Genomic DNA, 19,726 nt, shown 5'->3' with positions numbered 1-19,726 from the left:
CAGTGTAATCCTGCAGCCTATCCCGTGCGGTGGCTGTTGTTTTCGATGCGTCGGTTTACGCAGATCAATAGCTTGTGTTCTGGGGTGTCGTCTAATTCTGCAGCCTAATCACGCAGTGTTTAGCAAGGTGGTTCAGTTGACAGGGTGCCCGCGCTCTTCCATCAGCCGCGTCAGCTCGGCGACGAAATCGGCGCGGGTGGCAGTGGCGTCGAGCAGGTAGACCTGCACGTCGTGGGCGGCGACGCTGGTGTGCAGGTTGCCGCCGTCCGCTACTTCGATGGCGTTGCCGCCGAAGGCGGGTTGCCAGTGCCCCGACTGCAGCTTGTCGCTGATGGTGAAGTCGGCTGGCTGGTCGCCCTTGTTGAGCAGCACCAGCGCGATCTGGTGTACGTCGCCTTTCTGGTACACGCGATAGAACGCGGCCTGGTCGCCGGCGAAGCGCAGCGGCAGCATCAGGCCGCGTTGCAGTGCTGGCGCCTTTTCGCGCAGTTGTGCGATGCGTTTGAGCTGATGGTAGATCGGACTCTTTGACGCGTCGTCGATGCGCTGTTGGCCGTAGTAGTTGCGGTTGCCTTCGTGCTCGGCCTTGCCGCGCTCGAAGCCGGTTTCCGAGCCGTAATAGACCGCCGGGATGCCGCGCGCGGTGAACAGCCAGTTGTTGGCGTCGATGAAGCCGTTGTCGCTGGCCTTGAGTCGGGCCATGTCGTGGTTGTCGTAGAACGTGACTAGGTCGTACGGGTTCGCGTAGGGGCCGTTGGTGAGGTAGAGGCGGTCGAGCAGGTGGGCGTAGTCGCTGCCGGGATGTTCGAACACGTCGGCGACGCGCCCGCGCAGCGGGAAGTCGAGCACGCTGATGCCGCCGTTCTTCGCCCAGGTGTACTGGCCGATATTGTCGGGGCTGTAGTCGAACGCCTCGCCGAACATGAAGAAGCCCGGATGCTTCGCGCGTATGCGCGCGGCGAACTGTTTCCAGAACGCGGTGGGCATGTGGCTGATGGTGTCGATGCGGAACTCGTCAGCGCCTTCGCCGGCCCATTGCAGGTAGGCACCGACGAAGTAGTCCAGTACGGCCGGGTTCTCGTCGTCGTTGTTGGACAGTTGCGCTAGATCTTCATACGCGTGATAGAAGCGGTGCAGTGGATTGCGCACGGGGTCGAGCTGGTCCGGGCGCAGGTTCTGATGGTCGGCGATCAGCTTGCCGTCCTTGTCGTAGATCTGGCCGAACATCGGCTGCGCCTTCGGCATGCTGAAGGCGGGCGAGCCGTGATTGGCGACGATGTCCTGCACCACCTTCAGGCCTTGCGCATGCATCGCCGTGGTGAACTGGGCGAAGTCGAGGCCCTTGCTGGGCAGGTGCGGGTCGAGCTTGTAGAAGTTGACGCCCCAGTAGCCGTGGAAACCGGTCTTGCCGCGGTCGGTGAACTTCGAGCCCCAGCTCACCGGGTCGCCGCCGGTGAACGCCTCGTCCGGGTTCTGCACGATCGGCGTGATCCACACAGCGCCGAAGCCCATGCCGCGGATATAGCCGGCGTTGTTCAGCACGCCCTTGAAGTCGCCGCCGAGGTAGCCGATGTTGTCGCTCTGGCCCTCGGGCGCGCCTGGTACCGGAATGTCGAAGGTGGGATGCGCACCACCCTGGTGGCGCTGGTCGTTGGACGGATCGCCGTTGACGAAGCGGTCGGTCATCACGAAGTAGATCGCGTTGGAGGCGAACGGCTCGTCGGTGCCAACGAACTCGGCTGCCTTCGCCGGTGTGGCCGCGTGCGCGAAGCTGCAGGCGAGGGTGGCGACGAGGGCGGGAAGCAGGCGCAGCTTGGACATGGTTCGGGTTCCGTGGAGCGGGGCGCGGGCGTGTCTGGTCAGGCTTCGGGGTCGGGCACGCGCAGCGTGCACAGGCCCGCGATGAGCAGGCTGGCGCCACCCATACCCAGCGCCCAGATCGGCTGGTTGTGGAAGAACAGCTTCAGCAGCACACCCAGCACGCTGGCGGCGAGCAGTTGCGGGATCACGATGAAGAAATTGAAGATGCCCATGTAGATGCCCATCTTCGCCGCCGGCAGGTTGTCCGACAGCATCGCGTAGGGCAGCGAGAGGATCGACGCCCAGGCGAAGCCCACGCCAACCATCGACGCGATCAGCCAGTGCGGATCGCGGATCACCAGGAACGACAGCAGACCCAGCCCGCCCAGCCACAGGTTGATCAGATGACTCATGCGCAGCCCACAGGCGCGCACCAGCAGCGGGATCAGGATCGCCGCAAGCACGCCCACGCCGTTGTAGGTGCCCATCAACACGCCGGCCCAGTTGGCGCCCTCGTTATAGGCCACGGACGTCGTATCGCTGCTGCCGTAGAAAGTCTGCGATACGGCCGAGGTGGTGTTGATCCACATCGCGAACATGGCGAACCAGGAGAAGAATTGCACCCAGTTGAGCCGGCGCATCGGTTTGGGCATGCCATGCAGATCGCCCATGATGTGGCGTAGCGCGCCATCGCTGCGGGTTTGGCTGAGCCACACGAACAGTGCGCCGAAACCGACCAGCCCGGCGGCCAGCAGGTACAGCTCCTTGTCCAGCGCGAAGCGCAGGATCAGACCGAGCAGCACCAGCCCCAGCACCAGAAACAGCGTGCCGATCTTCCACGCGCCGGCCACGCTGCCGGGCGCCTCCGCGATGCGGTTGTCCGAGAACGACTCCAGTTGTTCCGGTGGATACTCGCGGGTGCTCAGGATGGTCCACAGCATCGCCGCAAGCAGCACGAGCGCGCCGGCGAAGAAGGCGTACTTCACCGAGTGCGGCACCACGCCAGCCGGTGCCGTGTTGGCCACGCCGAAGTGGGTGAGCAGATAGGGCAGGAACGAGGCCACCACCGCGCCCACGCCGATGAACACACTTTGCATCGCGTAGCCCAGCGGGCGCTGCGATGGCGGCAGCTGGTCGCCGACGAAGGCGCGGAACGGTTCCATCGAGACGTTGAACGACGCATCCATGATCCACAGCAGGCCGGCGGCGATCCACAGCGTGGGCGAGTTGGGTATCGCCAGCAGGGCGATCGTCGCCAGCACCGCGCCGGCGAAGAAATACGGCCGGCGCCGACCGAAGCGGTTCCAGGTGCGGTCGGAGAAGTAGCCGATGACCGGCTGCACGATCAGCCCGGTAAATGGCGCGGCGATCCAAAGCACCGGAATCTGGTCCACGTTCGCGCCCAGCGTCTGGAAGATCCGGCTGACGTTGGCGTTCTGCAGCGCGAAGCCGAACTGGATGCCGAGGAAGCCGAAGCACATGTTCCAGATCTGCCAGAACGACAGTTCGGGTTTTGACTTCATGGAGTGGTGGTTTCCGTGGCAAGAGGGGCGATCACCAGCTCGCGCACGTCGGCCTGGTTCAACGGGCCGTCGCTGCCGCCGGCGCCGCCGGTGTAGTGGGCGAAGTGGGTGAGATAGCTCATGTTGAAGCCGTCATCGAGGGTGAACTGGCAGCCGGCGCCGGCTTTCGCGGCGAAGCGGCCCCAGGTCGAGTGCTGCACGCCGATGCTGTGCGGCATCACGATCGGCAGGCGTTGCTCGTCGCTGCCGGCGCAGCGGATCAGTAGCATTTTCACCGTGGCGGTGATGCCGGTATTGATCGGGCCATGTTCATTGGCGTAGTCGAGTGAGACGCGATAGTTGCCGGTGGCTGATGCCATCCACATGCGCGGCCAGTTGCCAGCCATTTTCGTCACATCGCCCACGCAGATGTCGGGGCTGTGCAGTGATTCGAGGCCTTGTGCATCGATGCGCGTGGCGTTGACGCAGAGCAGTCCCGGCTGACGTGCGAGCTGGCCATTGCCGTCGATGCTGCCATGGCGCTGGCCGTTGATGAAGAGCATCACCTTGCCATCGACTTGCACGTGCCAGCTGCCGGCATCGGCGGTGAGCACCGGCGCGGCGGGAGCGGTTGGTGCGTACAGCGGTGCGTCGGTGCGCAGCGGCGTGTCTTGCACCTGGATCGCCTTGAGCGTTACGACCGTACTGGTGCCATGGGTGTCGGCGCGGTCGGCGACCAGCAGGTTGCCGTCGTGATGCGCGGGAAGCTGTAGCGTGATCTGTCGATCCGGCAGGTTCAGCGTGATCGACGTGCGCTGGCCGAACAGCATCGGCACCAGCGAGGTGGGGAGTTTGGGTTCGACATGCCCATCTTCGGTGAGACCGAACACGCCCTCGGTCACTACCGCGAAATAGGCTGCCACCGACCACACCTGCCTCGGCGAATTGACCACCGGGCCGCTGAGCTTGCCCTCGTCCACGTGCTGGCCCTGGGTCAGCAGCTCGTAGTTCTCCATATTGGAGCCGTACAGTGCCGCGCCGCGCATCACCGACTCGATCTCGTGCGCGATGCGTGACGGTGCGTTCACTGTGCGCGCAGCGCGCAGCGCGTAGGCGCTGACGAACGGCCAGATCGCGCGATTGTGGTAGATCGGCTGGTCGGCGCGTTCGGGCCAGATCACCGGACTGCCGGCCGGCCAGGTCGGATAGTTCGCCAGCGTCTGTCGCGCACGCTCGCCATCGGCTACGCCGCTGGTGATCGCCAGCGCGATGCCGAGCAGGTCGTAGGTGTCGTATGGCGTACCGTCGCCACCGAGATAGCTCATGTACAGACCGCGATCGGCGCGCCAGAAGTGCGCGTTGATCGCGGTCTTCAGTGTGGCGGCTTGAGCGCGGTAATCGCTGGCGGCTTTCGCATCGTGATGCGCATCGGCCTGTGATGCGGCCAGCTGAAGCGCCTGGTAGTGCAACACATTGGTGGATAGCGCGAACGATTGCCCGATGGCGACGACGTTGTCCGCCGTCCACGCCGGATAGGTCTGTTCGCGCCAGTCGAGGAACGAGGTCTCGCCGCGGTACAACCCGAACCCGGCATCGAATGCGTACTGCCGATCCTGCGCCAGCGTGTTGCCCAGCGCGCGGTAGACGTCCGCAGCGAACGCCTTGTCGCCGAGCAGGTGCTGGGCGCCGAGGAACCACACCACGCGATCGGTGCTGATCGGCCAGCTGCCGCCGGAGCCGGTGTCCTGCATCACATACAGGCCTTGCGGCGCAGACGGCACACGCACGTCGGACAGCTTGAACTGCAAGCCGTTGCGCGAACGTGCGGGATCGAAGCGCCACAGCCCGAGGTCGACCGAATACGACAGGTCGCGTGTCCATACATACGGCCACTTCAACCCGGTCTCGAAACACTGGCAGGGAATCGGCTGGCCGTGATCGAACGCGCCATCGCGGATCGCCGTCACCGAGTCCTGCTTCAGGTCGTCTTGCGCCATGGCGAACAAACCATCGAACAGCGGACTGGCGGTATCCGTGTGTAATGGCTGGACTGGAATCACGCGTTGCCCGTAAGGCCACGCCAGCGTGTAGCTGCCTTGCGCGTCCTGGCTCATGCTCACGTGCACACCGTGCCAATCCAGTCCGTCGTGCCAGGCCGGTGTCGCCGCACTTGCGGCCAGCGCGGCAGCCAGGGCGATGCTCAGCATGCGTGTGCCGCGCGCGGCCCGCGTTGGATGATGTGCTCGATCGGCATGACCCCTCCTGCAGCTGTTGTGTCACGTCTGGACTTCGCCCGGCAGGCGCAGCATGTCGGTTCATGCCGATTGGCTTGGACTACCGCATGGTAGATAGCGTCGCACTGCAGCAACCAGCCCATGCATACGTATTCATGGGCGGCAGAGACCGGCGCGAGCTGCGGGATGGGCGTTGAGCTTCCGTCGGGTTGGCCGGCCTCAGCGAATCACCACCACGACCAGCCCCTGTACCGGAACGGTGAGCTCGAACTTGCCGTTGCTCACCGCCATGGACTCCGGTGCGGCCAGCTCACCGGCTTTGCGCAGTTCGACGATCTGCTTGCGGCTGGGGAAGTCGGGGCGGCCCATCCGGTCGAACGGGGCGACAGCATTGCCGTGGGTGGCGTCTACCCGCCAGACCGTGGCATGGGCGCTGGCGGGCAGATGCTGCACGTCGATGCTGAAGTGTTTCGGTGTGCCGGCGGGTACGCCCGGCGTATAGCTGGCGGTGTCGCCGACGGGTGGGGCGTAGTTCCACAGCGCGATGACCACGCTGCCATCGTCGCGCCGGGTGACCAGGGCGGAATCGGAATCGACCGCGAGCCGTTTGTCGCCCAGCTTGTGTAGCATGCTGAACGCGTTGAACGCGGGTTTGGGAATGCGGTCGGCGGCGATCAGGCCGAAGCCGCCGTAGAACGGGTTGCGCACGACGCCTTGTTCCTCGAACACGTCGGAGAACGACCAGTAGCTCATGATCTCGACCTTGCCGGCGCACTCGCGGATCGTGTTGGCGAGCCACGGCCCCATGAACACGGTGTCGGTGACGTTGGGCAGGTTGGCGTAGCTGGCGTTGTATTCGCTGAAGACAAGCGGCAGGTGCGGGTAGGGCGAGGCGGCGATTTCCTTGTGCACCTTGTCGACCGAGCGGCAGACCATGTCGGCGCGCGGAATCTTCTCGTTGGTGTGGAACACATTGTCGGCGGTGTCGTCGCCGTAGACGTGCGTGCTGACGAAATCGACCGGCACGTTGTTCTTGTGCGTGTGCGCGAGGAACTCGGTGGCCCATGCGGCCTGTGCGGTGGACGGGCCGCCCACACGGATGCGCGGGCTCACGGCCTTGAGCGCGCGCACGGTGTGGTCGTACAGGGTGAAGTAGGTGGCCTGCGGCGGCGTGCCCGCCCAGAACCCGATGTTCGGTTCGTTCCACACCTCGAAGTACCAGCTGGCCACTTCGTCGATGCCATAGCGTTCGACCAGGTGCTTCGCCAGCACGCCGATCATCGCGTCCCACTCGGCGTAGTCTTTCGGCGGCGCGATGTTCGGGTGGTACCAGAATGGATGCAGCGCGTTCGGGTCCGAAGTCAGTTCCGGCGGCATGAAGCCGAGTTCGACGAACGGTTTGAAGCCATGCTCGAGCAGGCCGTCGTAGATCTGGTCGACGTAGGAGAAGTTGTAGGAAATCTTTCCTTGCGCGTCGCGTTGCACCAGGCCTACGTCGTGGTCGAGGATGCCGTGGAAGCGGATGTAGCCGACGCCGGTGGCTTGGTGTACCGCGTCCAGATCCTTGCGGTAGTCGTCGCGCAGGGCCAGCGAGGCGCGGCCGGAGCCGAGCATCTGCTCCCAGAAATGCGGGAAGGGCGTGGTGCTGGCGCTGGCGTCGACGCGGATCTGCTCGGTGACGGCAGGTGACGCGTGGAGCGTGCCGGCGAGCAGCAGGGCGATGCAAACGGCAATGGCGAAGTGGCGAGCGGATGACATGGCGATGTCCATGCTGTCGCGGCGGAAAGGCCCGCGGGATCGTTGGTGGCTGACCAAGCAGGCACCGAGACGTAGAGTCTCGTCCGAGCCGGCCGCTGCGTCCACTGCTGCGGCAAAGCTCCGAGCGCTCAGTGCTTCGACGCAAGCACCAGGGTTTGCGACTTGCCTGTGGCGATCCGTACCCAGGTTACGGCGCCGAAACGGTCGTGGCCGCTGGCCCAGCCTTCGCCCTGACTGTGTTGCAAGGCATCAAGACTGGCGAAGGACGGTAGCTGCGTGTTGTTGCCGGTGATCGTAGTGGTCGTGTTGCCGTGAATCTTCAGCAGATAGAACTGCAACGCCGGCTTGTAGCTGCCGGTGACTGCGCTGGTCTCGAACTGCACGCCATCGCCATTCTGCTGCACGGACAGAAGCTGGCTGAAATACGCGCCGTGCTCGTAATCGTAAGTTGCGCCGTCATCGTCGTAGTAATCGAAGTGGCTGCGCTGGGCGGCGGGAAACACCTCGACATCGAGTTGGGTTAGCGGCTTCTCACCGACGTAATCCATCGGTGGCTGAGTCGGGATGATCGCGCCGTCGCGGATGAACAGCGGGATGTCGTTCCAATGCGTGTTGTCGATGGCGAGGTGGATGGTCTGACCGCCTTGATGGACCTTGCCGCTGAACCAGTCGGTCCAGCGTCCGGCCGGCAGGTAGACGTCTTTCGAAGTCTGGCCTGGCTCGACCACCGGCGACACCAGCAGCCAGTCGCCGAACAGCCAGCTGTCGACATCGTTGCGCACGTTGGCATCGTGCGGCCAGACGAAGGCGAGCGGTTGTACCAAGCCAATGCCTATGCTGCTTGCGCGGTGCTGGTAGGCGTAAATGTAGGGCAGCAGTGCGTAGCGCAGGCGGATCGCCTTGATTGCCGCCACTTCGGCCGCTGCGCCGTTGTAACCGATCGGCAGTGGGGCGTCAGGCAGCCTGTGCTCCGCGCCGTACACCCATGGCTGGCGCTTTTCGCCCTGCTCACCGTGCACGCGGAAGATCGGCGTGAACGCGCCGAACTCGATCCAGCGCGCATAGTTCTCGTCGGACGGATGGCCCTTGAAACCGCCGCCATCCATGCCCCATTGCATCTCGCCCACGTTGATCGCGCTCAACATGCGCGGCCGTTGCGCGGCCATGCTGGCGAAGCCCGTGTCGATGTCGCCCGACCACAGGCCGTAGGCGTAGCGCTGCGAGCCTAGCCAGAAGTTGCGGTTGATCGACCACACGCGCTGGTTGGAAATCGCGCGCTGGCCGTCGTAGGTGGCACGCTGCATGTTGAGGAACTGAGTGTCGCTCTGAGTGGTGTCGGCCTCGTCGTTCCACCAGCCGACGATGCCGGTGTCGAAGCTGTGCTTGAGCGCATCGTTGAACCACCACACGCGCGCGGCGGACTTGTCGAAGTCGATGTCCTTCACGCTCTTGTGCGAGAAGTAGTCCGGCGATGCCTTCTCGTTGGGCAGCCACAGGTCGTGCGCGGTGGCATAGCGGCCCTCGACGGTGTCCACGTGCACGCGCGGCTTCATGATGCCGGTCATGTGCACACCGAGCTTGTCCATGTTGGCCTTCAGCTGGCCGATGGGGCCGTTGGGGAATTTCTCCGCGTTCCAGCGGAACTCACCCCAGTCCTCGCCCCACGCCTTCCAGTCGAAATCGAAGGTGAAGGCGTCGAGCGGGATGTGTCGTTGACGGTAGTTGGCGATGATGTAGCGGAACTCCGGCTCGTCGATGCCCCACTGGCTGTTGATGAAGCCGTTCGCCCACTTCGGGAACAGTGGCGCGTGGCCGCTGAGGTTCGCCAGATCGCCGAACAGTTGCGGCGGATCGCCGACCATCAAATAGACGTCTGTCTCTGGTTTTGACATGCCGCCGATGTCGATGCGCCCGTCGTGCAGTTTGAAGTCCGCGCCGTCGCTGTCCACCAGCACGCTGTAGCCGGCCGTGCTCCACACGAACGGCGCGCCGGCGTGGCCCTGTTCGCCGGCCTTGGCCACCTGCGCACCGGTGCGCAGCAGTCCGGCGGAGGCGTCGGCGTCCTTGTCGTAGCCGCCGATGCCGTACAGTGCGTCACCCGGCGCGTGGGTCAGCTGCACTTCGCCATGCGCCAGCGCGGCCAGGTCGAGCGTGAGCAGCGGGTGGCGTTGCGCGTCCTGCAGCTCCAGCGTGTTGGTCCGCTTGTGCCAGATCGCGGCGAGGCGGTCGCTGGCTAGGGTGAGCGTGTCGTCGTCATCGTGCACGCGCGCGTTCGCGACGACCGCCGGCTTCGCATGAGGATCGAGCACCAGCGTATGCGTGTCGGTGGCGCCGGCGGGCAGCGCCTGCACGTGCACCACGCCGGGGCCGTCGAGGTGGATCCAGACCTGCTCGTGGTCGAGCTGGAACGTGACGCCGCGGCCATCGACCGACGTGGCCGATGCAGCGGTGTCCGCAGCGTCTCCGGCCGCAGGCATGGCCACTGCGAAGGCAATCGCAGCGAACGTGGCGAGGAAGTGTTGTCGTGTCGTCATTGCAGGACCACGCTGCTGTAGGGCGGCAGCTGCACGCGGCCGTCGTGGAGGGAAGCACCGTGCGTGCTCTGGCGCAGCACGCGGGTGTAGCGCGGCTGGCCGGGCACGTCCAGAGGCATCGATTGCGGCTGGCCGGAAAGGTTGTGGATAACCAGTACCGCGCCATGCGCGTCGGCGCGCTGCCACGCCAGCAGGTGGTCGTTCGCCTCCGGGTAGATGCGGTAGTCGCCGTCGCGCAGTGCGGGGATGGTGCTGCGCCAGTGGATCAACTTCGTGTAGTAGTTGAGCAGCGAATCGGGGTCGGCCTGTTCGGCCGCGACCGACACTGCCGAGCCGTTGCCGGAGGTCGATGCCTCCCACGCGGTGGTGCCCCTGGCGTGCGGATCGCGGTTCCAGCGCATCGGTTCGCGCAGATCCGGATCGGGCTTCTTGCCGCGCATGCCGAGTTCCTCGCCGTAGTAGACGAACGGCTGGCCGGGCAGGGTGAGCAGCAGCGCGGCGGCCATGCGCATGTGCTGCGCATTGCCGTCGAGCTGGCTCATCACGCGCTCCTGATCGTGGTTGGACAGGAACGGCGCATCCACGCCTGACTTGCCGGTGGCCTTGCGATAGGCGGCATCGGTGCGTGCGAGGACGCCACCAAGATCGCCTGCGCGTTCACTCTTCGCGCTGTCGATCAGATGCGTCGCCAGTGGAAAATCGAACACGGCGCTCAGTGGCTTGAACCAGGGTGCGAGTTTTTCCGCGTCGTCCTGGGTAACCTCGCCGACCACGTAGGCATCGGGCCTGACCTCGTCGAGACCGCGGCGGAACTCCGACCCCCAGGTTAGGTTCTTTTTCAGCACGGCTGGATCGCCATCTTGCGACTTGAAGTCGTAATAGATGTGCTGGGCCGCATCGAGACGGAAGCCGTCGACACCCTTCTTCAGCCAGAACTGGCCCAGGCGAACCATCTCTTCGCGTACCGCCGGCGTGTCGTAATCCAGATCCGGCATCGTGCCGGTGAACACGCCGATGTAGTGCTGGCCGCTCGGTGTGGCATGCCACGCAGGTGTGTCAGTGGCGCTGGTGGCATTCAGATCGGTGCCGGGTTTTGCCCAGCTGTACCAGTCGTGATGCGGGTCGGCAGGGTTGCTGGCGGCGAGGAACCACGGATGCTGGTCGCTGGTGTGGTTGATCACCAGGTCGATGATCACCTTGATACCGCGCTTGTGCGCTTCATCCAGCAGGCGCTGGAAATCCTTCATCGTGCCGTATTGCGGGTTGATGCCGTAGTAATCGGTGACGTCGTAGCCGTGGTAGCTCGGCGATGGATTGATCGGCATCAGCCAGATGCCGCTGATACCGAGCGACTTGAGGTAATCGAGTTTCGCGGTGACGCCGTTGAGGTCACCGATGCCGTCGCCATTGGTGTCGTACCAGCTGCGCACGAAGATTTCGTACCAGACATCCGAGCAGGCGATGGATGACTCGCTCGGCGGCGACGTCTTGGTGGCGGTACCGTGGTCAGCGACGGGCGCATGCGGTGATTGCGTCGCGCATCCGGTGGCGAGCAGGGTGGTGCACAGGAGTGGGGCGAGGGCAGCAGGGCGTATCAGGCGTATAAACGGAGACTCCGACAACTTGCGGGTGATCGCGTTGTTCTCGTGTGGCTGATGATGTGCACGGAACGGCATCGATCAATCCTCGGGAGCGCTCTTCATGGCAGGCCGCAGCGCGGCGGGTGCCATTGGTTTTGCATATTTATTCATCCGCACGGTCGTGCGGTTTTCCGCGAAGCAATGCGGGGTGAGCGGCAGGTTTTTAATTGCACAGGCGGAGCGTGGTTACTCCGATCGACAACAGCAGGCGTGGACAGTCGACGTTTTGGGCAGGCTTGTCGAGTCGCGAACGCTATACAAAGGTCAGCCAAAAAAAACCTGCCAGCGTCGCCGCCGGCAGGATGGGGGCGCGTTAGCTCAGAACTTGTAGGTAGCGCCAAGCAGGTAGGTGCGACCCCACTCGATGTACTCGAGTGGGCGATCCTTCGTGCCAGCGTAAGTGCGGTAGGGCGCGTTCGTCAGGTTACTGGCCTGCAACTGCACGCTCAGCCCATGGAGGCTGCTGGCGGGGCCGAAGGTGTAACCGACTTGGGCGTCGAAGATATTTTCACCGACGACGTAGCGCAGCGTGCGGGCGCCGTCGAAGTTGCCAATCTCGCCGATGAAGTCCGAACGCTTGCGCTCGCTGATGCGTGCGTCGAACCCGTTCTTCTCATAGTAGGCGGTCAGGTTGTACACGCGCTTTGACAAGCCGGGCAGGTTGATGGGGCCGTTGCCGACACTGGTGGCGTTCTCCGGCGCCAGGATCTTGATGCTGCTGTCGTTGAAGCTGGCGCTCGCCAGGATCCCGAAGCCGTCAAGCACCGGCGTGAGCAGCTTCAGCGGCAACGATGTGGAGAGTTCGAGGCCTCTCAGCGAGCCACCCTTGCCGTTCATCGGCGAGCTGTACGTGCCGGTCTTCAACGCCGGTGGCGAACCCGGCGGTGGTGTGTAACCAGCCACCTGAGCAGAGAAGTCGTAGTTGTCGCTGGTCTGCGTATAGATGTAGCTGGTCAGCTCCTTGTAGAAGAACGCGGCGGCCACGTAACCGCCGCTGTCGCCAAAGTATTTCTCCCACGAAAGATCGAAGGCGTTGGCGCGCCACGGATCGAGCTTCGGATTGCCACCGCTGGCGCCAGGCTTGCCGGTTGCGCTGTCGACACCGAAGTCCATGGAGGCACGCATATCGTCCATGCGCGGACGTGCCACCTGCTTGGCCAGCGCCACGCGAAGCATCTGCTCTTCGGTCAGCGAGAAGGCGAGATTCAGGCTGGGCAGCACGTCTGTGTAGGCCTTGCCGCTTGAGATCGCCTGGATTTGGCTGCCAACAGGTTGCGTGCCGTTGAACAGGTTGGCGGACGAGGACTGGTCGGCATGCTGCAGCTGGACGCCAATATTGCCCCGGACCGGCACACCCCATGTGGTGTCGATGTTGCCCATGGCGTACGCGGTGGTGATCTTCTCGGACAATGCCCAGGCTTTCGACACCAGGTACGAAGCATCCGAGCTTGGCTGGAAGGTCATGTAGCGCGCGACGACGCCAGGTACGTACCACGACGGGATCCGGCCCACGCCGGCGAAGCCGAGATCGACCAAGCCGTACTGCAGATCGGGAGCGATGGTGGTATCGCCCTGCGCGCCGACATTGATATTCCCTTCGGGTTGCTGCTTGTTCTTTTCGCGGTCGGCGTAGTTGACACCGATTTCGACATTCGGGACCACCGAGCTGATCGAATCCGGCATCGGCACGATGGCGCCGAGCTTGGCGCTCTTCAACTCATCGCTGACCCGCGGCACCTTGCCGTAGCCCGAGCCGTAAATGGTATTGCGCAGGTACAGCTTGCTCGGATCGGAATAATCCAGCCCGGGCGACAGCTGGGAGAAGTTGCTGCTCGAGTAATTCAGGTTCAGCGTGTCCAGCTGCGGAACTGGCTCCAACTGGGTATTGGTTTCCAGCTCGAGTTCGCGACGCTTGGCCTTGGAGTAGCTGAGATCGGCCACGATGCTGACTTGTCCGGCGGTGAATTCGTTCTTCCATCCGGCGGCGTTGATCGTGTCGTGACGGCTGTCGTACATCCCGCGCACCAGCGGATACAGATTGGCCGCCGTGCCGCCAGTGAACGTCCCGTTGCCGTTGATGACGGGGTTGGTGACGTTGATATGGCCATAACCGCCGTTGTAGTCGCCGAGATTGACCTCGAACTGATTAGCCGTGTCTTTCTGCGTGGCCTTGGTGTGGAACAGGTCGAGCGTGCTCGTCCATTGGTCCGAGGGCCGCCATTCCACCGTGGCCATCACGCCGTCGCGCTTGGTGTAGCCGGTGCGGCGTAGGGCCTTGATGCCCTCCGAGTAAAAGGTGCCGGCAGGTACGCCGGGACGCCAGCCAGCACCCACCTGCTCCCACGGTTCGTACAGGCCGACCTGATTTTCCTGGGTCGGCGTCAGGGAGTGCGCGTAGCCGACGGCAATACCCAGCGTGCGGTCAAGAAACTGACCGATATAGCTTGCGTTGAAGCGATTGCCGTTGGCGCTGGCATTGGCTGCCGAACCCAGCGAATTGTGCTGGCCGCGTACACCGACCACAGCCACGTCTTCGTGGTAGTCCAGTGGGCGGACGGTGTGCATGTCCAAGGTGCCCGAGAGTCCTTGGCCGATCAGGCTGGCGTTCGGTGTCTTGTATACCGTAACGCCGCTCATCAGTTCGGACGGATATTGGTCGAACTCCACGCTGCGGTTGTCGCCGGTGCTGACCATCTCGCGGCCGTTGAGCAGCGTGGTGGCGAAGTCTGGCGAGAGGCCTCGCACGCTGATGACCTGCGCCCGACCCGCGACACGCTGCGCCGAAACGCCCGGCAGGCGGGCGATCGATTCGGCGATGCTGACGTCGGGCAGCTTGCCGATGTCTTCGGCGGAGATCGCTTCGACGATCTCGTCAGACGACTGCTTGACCGCGGTCGCGTTCTGGACGCTTTGCGCGAAGCCGCTCACCGTCACTACGCCAAGCTGGGTGGCTTCCTGCTTCTTCTTCGCCTTGGCATCCTTGACGGCCTGGGCATCTTTCGCGGTCTGGCTGGTGTCCTGCGAACTGGCAGGCTGGTCATTCTGCGGCGCGGCCGCGTATACGGCGGAGGTCGCGCAGAAGCCGACCGATGCCAGTGCCAAGGCAAGCACGTTACGTTTGAATATCACCGTTATCCCCTCCCAAAGTTGCGCGTCATTATTTGTAGTGGTTGCAATCACCAGCCCCAACGTTGCGATGGACGGCACGCATGTGTGTGCCGGTAACCCGTCGACGTGGCCGCCATGGTAGGGCCGCCCCCAACAGGCAAACCGTTTCCTGCATACGTATTCATTGTGCTGCTGTGCACCGCAAACGGGTATTCGATCATGTGGCAAATGCCGCTCCGGTTCGATTTTTCGAAGTGCTCTGACGCATTCAAAGTGCGCTGAAAGCCAGCAAGTGCAACATCCGGTGCGACCGAAGCGGTTATTTGTTTGGACGTCCATACGATTTCAGTGCGTTGCATGCTGCAGTGCGATAACGAACTTTCATGAATACGTATGCACTGTCACGGCTGCACCGGCATGCTGCCAGTAAGCTCCCCGACATGCTGCGAAAGCACCGCCTCCGGTGGGTCGCTTCGACTCGAGCAAGAACTTACGGGACATGCGAATGAGTGATGCACCCTGGTGGCGCGGAGCCGTCATCTACCAGATTTACCCGCGCAGCTTCCTGGACACCGACGGCAACGGCGTGGGTGATTTGCCGGGCATCATCGAGCGGCTCGATTATGTGGCCAGCCTCGGTGTCGACGCGATCTGGATTGCGCCATTCTTCAAGTCGCCGATGGCCGACTTCGGTTACGACATTGCCGACTACCGCGATGTCGACCCGCTGTTCGGCACGCTGGCGGATTTCGACCGCCTGCTGGCCAAGGCGCACGGGCTCGGTCTGAAGGTGATGATCGACCAGGTGCTCAGCCACACCTCGATCGAGCATGTCTGGTTCAAGGAAAGTCGCGAGAGTCGCGACAACCCGAAGGCCGACTGGTACGTATGGGCCGATGCGAAGGATGACGGCGGTGCGCCGAACAACTGGTTGTCGCTGTTCGGCGGATCGGCCTGGCAGTGGGAGCCGCGACGCGGGCAGTACTACCTGCACAATTTCCTGACCTCGCAGCCGGACCTGAATTTCCATCATCCCGAGGTGCGCGCGGCGATCCTCGACAGCGTGCGCTTCTGGCTGGACAAGGGCGTGGACGGCGTGCGTCTGGACGCGATCAACTTCTGCTTCCACGATCGCGAGCTGCGCGACAACCCGCCCAAGCCGAAAGAGAAGCGCGTGGGCCGCGGCTTCAGCCCGGACAACCCGTACGCGTTCCAGTACCACTACTACAACAACACGCGACCGGAGAACCTGGCGTTTCTCGGCGAGTTGCGCACCTTGATGGATCGCTATCCGGACGTGGCTGCACTGGGCGAGATTTCGTCGGAGGATTCGCTGGCGACGATGGCCGAATACACCCGCCACGGCCGTCTGCACATGGGCTACAGCTTCGAGCTGCTGACCGATGACTTCAGTGCCGCCCACATCCGTGGCACGGTGCAGGCGCTGGAAGCGCAGATGACCGAAGGCTGGCCGTGCTGGGCAATCTCCAACCACGATGTCGAGCGCGTGCTGACGCGCTGGGGCCGGGGCCAGTCTTCGACACAGCTGGCCAACCTGCTTACCGCGATGGTCTGTTCGCTGCGCGGTTCGGTATGCGTATATCAGGGCGAGGAACTGGGCCTGACCGAGGCCGAGCTGCCGTACGAGTCGCTGCAGGATCCCTACGGCATCGCGTTCTGGCCGCAGTTCAAGGGGCGCGATGGCTGCCGCACGCCGATGCCGTGGAGCGACGACGCGCACGCCGGTTTCAGTCGCGGCATGCCATGGCTGCCGGTGCCGCAGGAGCATCGCGCGTTGGCGGTGTCCCGGCAGGAGGCCGACCCGCATTCGGTATTGAACGGCTTCCGCAGCTTCATGCACTGGCGTCAGTCGCAGCCGGCACTGTGTCGGGGCGACATCGAGTTCATCGACACCAGTGAGCCGGTATTGGCGTTCACCCGCCGTCTTGATGGCCAAACCACCCTGGTCGTGTTCAACCTAGCCGATGCCACTGTCGATATCCGCTTGCCCGCGACGCTCGGCAAGCAGCTTCGATTGGACGGCCACGGTCTGCTGCAGGGGCAGCTTGACGGCAACCAGCTGCAACTGCCCGGCTATGGCGTGTGGTTCGCCAGCGTCGAGTGATGGCGCGGAATCTCGCATGAGCATCGCACTGAGGTGGTTGCTTGGCGCGCTGCTGGTTGTCGCGATGCAGCCGGCGCTGGCCTCGGATATCGCTGCCGAAAGCGCGATCGTGCAACTGCAACTGGATGCGCCCGCGTTCGCGCCGGAGAAGATCAAGGTCACGGTCTATCTGCCGCCCGATTACAGCCACACCGTTCGTCATTATCCCGTGCTGTACGCGAACGATGGCCAGGACATGGTGGCGGTGGGCCTGCAGGCGACGCTGGCGCGACTCTATCGCGAGCATGCGATCGAACCGGTCATCGTGGTGGCGATCGACATGCTGACCGATCGCGCCAGTGGCTATGGTTTGTCCGACCGCACGACCTCGCGCAGTCTCGTCGGTGGCTCGGTAATCGGTCCGATCGGCACGCGTGCGCAAGATTATTCCGCCTGGGTCGCCACCGCGCTGGTGCCATACGTCGACGCGCACTACCGCACGCGCCAGTCCGCGCGCGAACGCACGATGCTGGGCTGGTCGCTGGGTGCGCTGAATGCCTTCAATTTAGGCTGGCAGTATCCGGAGGTGTTCGGCCGGGTCGGCGCCTTCTCGCCTTCGTTCTGGCTGGCGGCAGACCGCACCAGCGCCACAACGGTGCAGCACACGCGGCTGGCGCAGGCGATGGTTGATCGTGGCGGCAAGCGCGTCGGTCTGAAGATGTGGTTTGCGGTGGGTACGGCAGAGGAGACCAAGGATCGCGATAGCGACGGCATCAACGACACCGTCGACGACGCACAGGATCTGCTCGAAGGGTATCGCGAGGCCGGTGGCTTCCATGTCCGTGGCTTGAAGCAGCTCGGCTATTCGATCGACATGGATTACGCGACGCATCCGTCGCGTAGCGCGGATGCATCGCTGTTCCAGCTGCAGGACGGTGTGCACAACCAGGCATCATGGAAGCAGATGTTGCCGCCGTTTCTGCTGTGGGCCTACGGTCGACATTGATTGTTTTTGTTCCTTCCCCTGCTTGTCCCAAAGGGACTTCCTTCGGTCGCAGGGGGAGGTCAGGAGGGGGTTGCTCAGGCTGGCGCAAAGGTCAAGAGCTGACCCCACCCCAACCCTCCCCCTGCGACCGAAGGAAGTCCCTTTGGGACAAGCAGGGGAGGGAGCACGGCGAAGACTACTTCCGTTCGGCCGCCGTCTTGTCGCGAATGCCGCGGAATTCCGAATCCTCGCTCCAGTTCGGCCACGCATCGGAGTTCGCCAACTTGTTGCCGACCATGTAGAGCAGCTGCAGGTCGCGCGCCATGCCGGTGAACGGCCAGTTGGCCTGCCACTCATCGCCGGGCTGGTGATAGCGCTTGGCGGTGTAGTCGTCGTCGGCGGCCTTGCCGGCTTTGAGGCCGCCGTCGATCCAGTCATCCCCTGAGCCGAACGAGATCGCCGGCACGCCGCGTTTGGCGAACGAGAAATGATCGGAGCGGAAGAATCCGCCGGCCTCCGGCTTCGGGTCCGGCGTGTAGGCCATGCCGTAGGTCTTCGCATCGGCGATCAGGTCATCCAGCAAACCGAGCTTGGCGCTGCCGGAGATGGTGAAGTTGCGCGCGGGGCCGTGCGGGTCGAGCGCATCCACGTTCAACACGCCGGCGGTCTTGGCCAGCGGATACAACGGATTCGACGCGTAATACTCGGAGCCGAGCAAGCCCTTTTCCTCGGCGGTGACGTTGAGGAACACCACCGAACGCTCGGGCCGCGGTCCCTGCGCGAAGGCGCGGCCCATTTCGATCAGCGCCGCGGTGCCGGTCGCGTTGTCGACCGCGCCGTTGTAGATGCGGTCGCCCTTCGCATCGGGCTGGCCGACGCCGAGATGATCCCAGTGTGCGCTGTAGATCACCGTCTCGTCCGGGCGCTTGCTGCCTTCGATGCGGCCAACGATGTTGTGCGAGGTGATCACGCTGGTATCGACCTTGAAGCTGGCCGAGAAAGTCTCGCCCTTCAGCGTCACCGGTTTGAACGCGCGCGTCTGCGCCTGCTTCTTCAAGGCGTCGAAATCCAGCCCGGCGTGCTTGAACATCTGCACCGCCAGGTCGCGCTGGATCCAGCCTTCCAGTTCCGGATGCACCGCAGACGGTTTGTCGCGCACGATGTCGAACATGGTGTTGGTATTGGAGTTCTTCACCGTGGCCCAGCCGTATGAGGCCGGCGCGGTTTCATGCACCACCAGCATGCCCAGCGCGCCTTGCCGCGCAGCCTCCTCATACTTATAGGTCCAGCGGCCGTAGTAGGTCATCGCCTTGCCGCCGAAGTCACCCACACCCGTCTCGAAATCCGGATCATTGACCAGCACCACCGCGATCTTGCCGTGCAGGTCGACGCCCTTGAAGTCGTCCCAGTTGCGCTCGGGTGCCTTCACGCCATAACCGACGAACACCAGTGGTGCGTTCGCGATCGCCACCGTGGTCGAGCCGTCCATCGGCGCGCGTATCGCAATCTGTTCACCCTGGCTCAGGGTCTCGCTGTGGCCATCGAGCTGGAGTGTCAACGTTGGCGTGCCGACGATCTGGCTGCGCCGCAGTGGCACCGCCTGGGTCCATGCACGCTTGCCATCCTTCAGATCGCCACCGGGCTGCAAGCCGGCGGCCGTCATCTGCGCCACCATGTAGTCGATGGTTTTCGTCTCGGCCGGCGTGGCCGGGCCACGACCCTCGAACCAATCCGAGGACAACGTCTTGACCTCGGCGGACAGGCGCTCGGTGCTGAAGGTCGGCATGGTGCCGGCGGCCAGCGCGACTGGACACGCGGCTGCGACCAAGGTGGAGAGGAGCAATCGCTTCACGGGCAGTCACCGATCGGGGAAGGAGTGCTCCGATACTAGTGAGCATCCGAGGTCTGGTCTATTCGTCTGGGCCGGCTCGTGTCGTGGCACATGCCGAAACGCCGACGGTTTGGCCGTCCATTTGCCAGCGCCGATCTTGAGTTTGACGCAGTTGTCGGGCGAGGTGTGCGCGTTGGCTTTCCACCTGCCGTCGAGGCGGTCTGCGCGGA

General features: G+C 63.9%; 10 protein-coding genes. 2 read left to right on the top strand and 8 right to left on the bottom strand.

Annotation, left to right across the window (positions count from 1 at the left end; translation table 11 throughout):
* Positions 1 to 132 precede the first annotated feature (132 nt).
* The 7 genes from IE071_RS14535 to IE071_RS14505 form a co-directional block, all read right to left on the bottom strand.
* Positions 133 to 1,821, bottom strand: a complete 1,689-nt coding sequence (locus tag IE071_RS14535; protein WP_189442196.1) for an alpha-amylase family glycosyl hydrolase — start codon at positions 1,819 to 1,821, stop codon at positions 133 to 135.
* 38 nt (positions 1,822 to 1,859) lie between these two features.
* Complete coding sequence (locus IE071_RS14530) at positions 1,860 to 3,323, bottom strand: MFS transporter (RefSeq protein WP_189442195.1); 1,464 nt, start codon at positions 3,321 to 3,323, stop codon at positions 1,860 to 1,862.
* Positions 3,320 to 5,509, bottom strand: a complete 2,190-nt coding sequence (locus IE071_RS14525) for an alpha-L-rhamnosidase-related protein (protein ID WP_189442193.1) — start codon at positions 5,507 to 5,509, stop codon at positions 3,320 to 3,322. The genes IE071_RS14530 and IE071_RS14525 overlap by 4 nt, the downstream gene beginning before the upstream one ends.
* Before the next feature lie 246 nt (positions 5,510 to 5,755).
* Positions 5,756 to 7,294: a GH39 family glycosyl hydrolase gene (locus IE071_RS14520; protein ID WP_425503469.1), complete on the bottom strand. Its 1,539-nt coding sequence runs from the start codon at positions 7,292 to 7,294 to the stop codon at positions 5,756 to 5,758.
* 128 nt (positions 7,295 to 7,422) lie between these two features.
* Positions 7,423 to 9,828 (bottom strand): glycoside hydrolase family 31 protein, encoded by a 2,406-nt coding sequence (locus IE071_RS14515; protein ID WP_229792925.1) that lies wholly within the window; start codon positions 9,826 to 9,828, stop codon positions 7,423 to 7,425.
* Positions 9,825 to 11,504, bottom strand: a complete 1,680-nt coding sequence (locus tag IE071_RS14510) for an alpha-amylase family glycosyl hydrolase (RefSeq protein WP_189442189.1) — start codon at positions 11,502 to 11,504, stop codon at positions 9,825 to 9,827. The genes IE071_RS14515 and IE071_RS14510 overlap by 4 nt, the downstream gene beginning before the upstream one ends.
* A 282-nt stretch (positions 11,505 to 11,786) precedes the next feature.
* Positions 11,787 to 14,597: a TonB-dependent receptor gene (locus IE071_RS14505; RefSeq protein WP_425503468.1), complete on the bottom strand. Its 2,811-nt coding sequence runs from the start codon at positions 14,595 to 14,597 to the stop codon at positions 11,787 to 11,789.
* A 484-nt stretch (positions 14,598 to 15,081) separates the two neighbouring features.
* Between IE071_RS14505 and IE071_RS14500 the strand changes: the two genes are divergently transcribed.
* Together IE071_RS14500 and IE071_RS14495 are read left to right on the top strand one after the other, a co-directional pair.
* On the top strand, positions 15,082 to 16,701 hold the full coding sequence (locus IE071_RS14500; protein ID WP_189442187.1) for an alpha-glucosidase family protein: 1,620 nt from the start codon (positions 15,082 to 15,084) through the stop codon (positions 16,699 to 16,701).
* A gap of 16 nt (positions 16,702 to 16,717) precedes the next feature.
* On the top strand, positions 16,718 to 17,686 hold the full coding sequence (locus IE071_RS14495) for an alpha/beta hydrolase (protein ID WP_189442185.1): 969 nt from the start codon (positions 16,718 to 16,720) through the stop codon (positions 17,684 to 17,686).
* 175 nt (positions 17,687 to 17,861) lie between these two features.
* Here IE071_RS14495 and IE071_RS14490 read toward each other — a convergent pair whose 3' ends face one another.
* The gene (locus tag IE071_RS14490) at positions 17,862 to 19,517 is read right to left on the bottom strand and encodes a M28 family metallopeptidase (RefSeq protein WP_189442183.1); all 1,656 of its coding nucleotides are present in this window, start codon (positions 19,515 to 19,517) and stop codon (positions 17,862 to 17,864) included.
* Positions 19,518 to 19,726: the final 209 nt, after the last annotated feature.

This window comes from Rhodanobacter panaciterrae (assembly GCF_014651895.1).
Classification (GTDB): Bacteria; Pseudomonadota; Gammaproteobacteria; order Xanthomonadales; family Rhodanobacteraceae; genus Rhodanobacter; species Rhodanobacter panaciterrae.
Note: the sequence above shows the minus strand (reverse complement) of the source record. Positions and strands in the feature narration are given on the sequence as shown.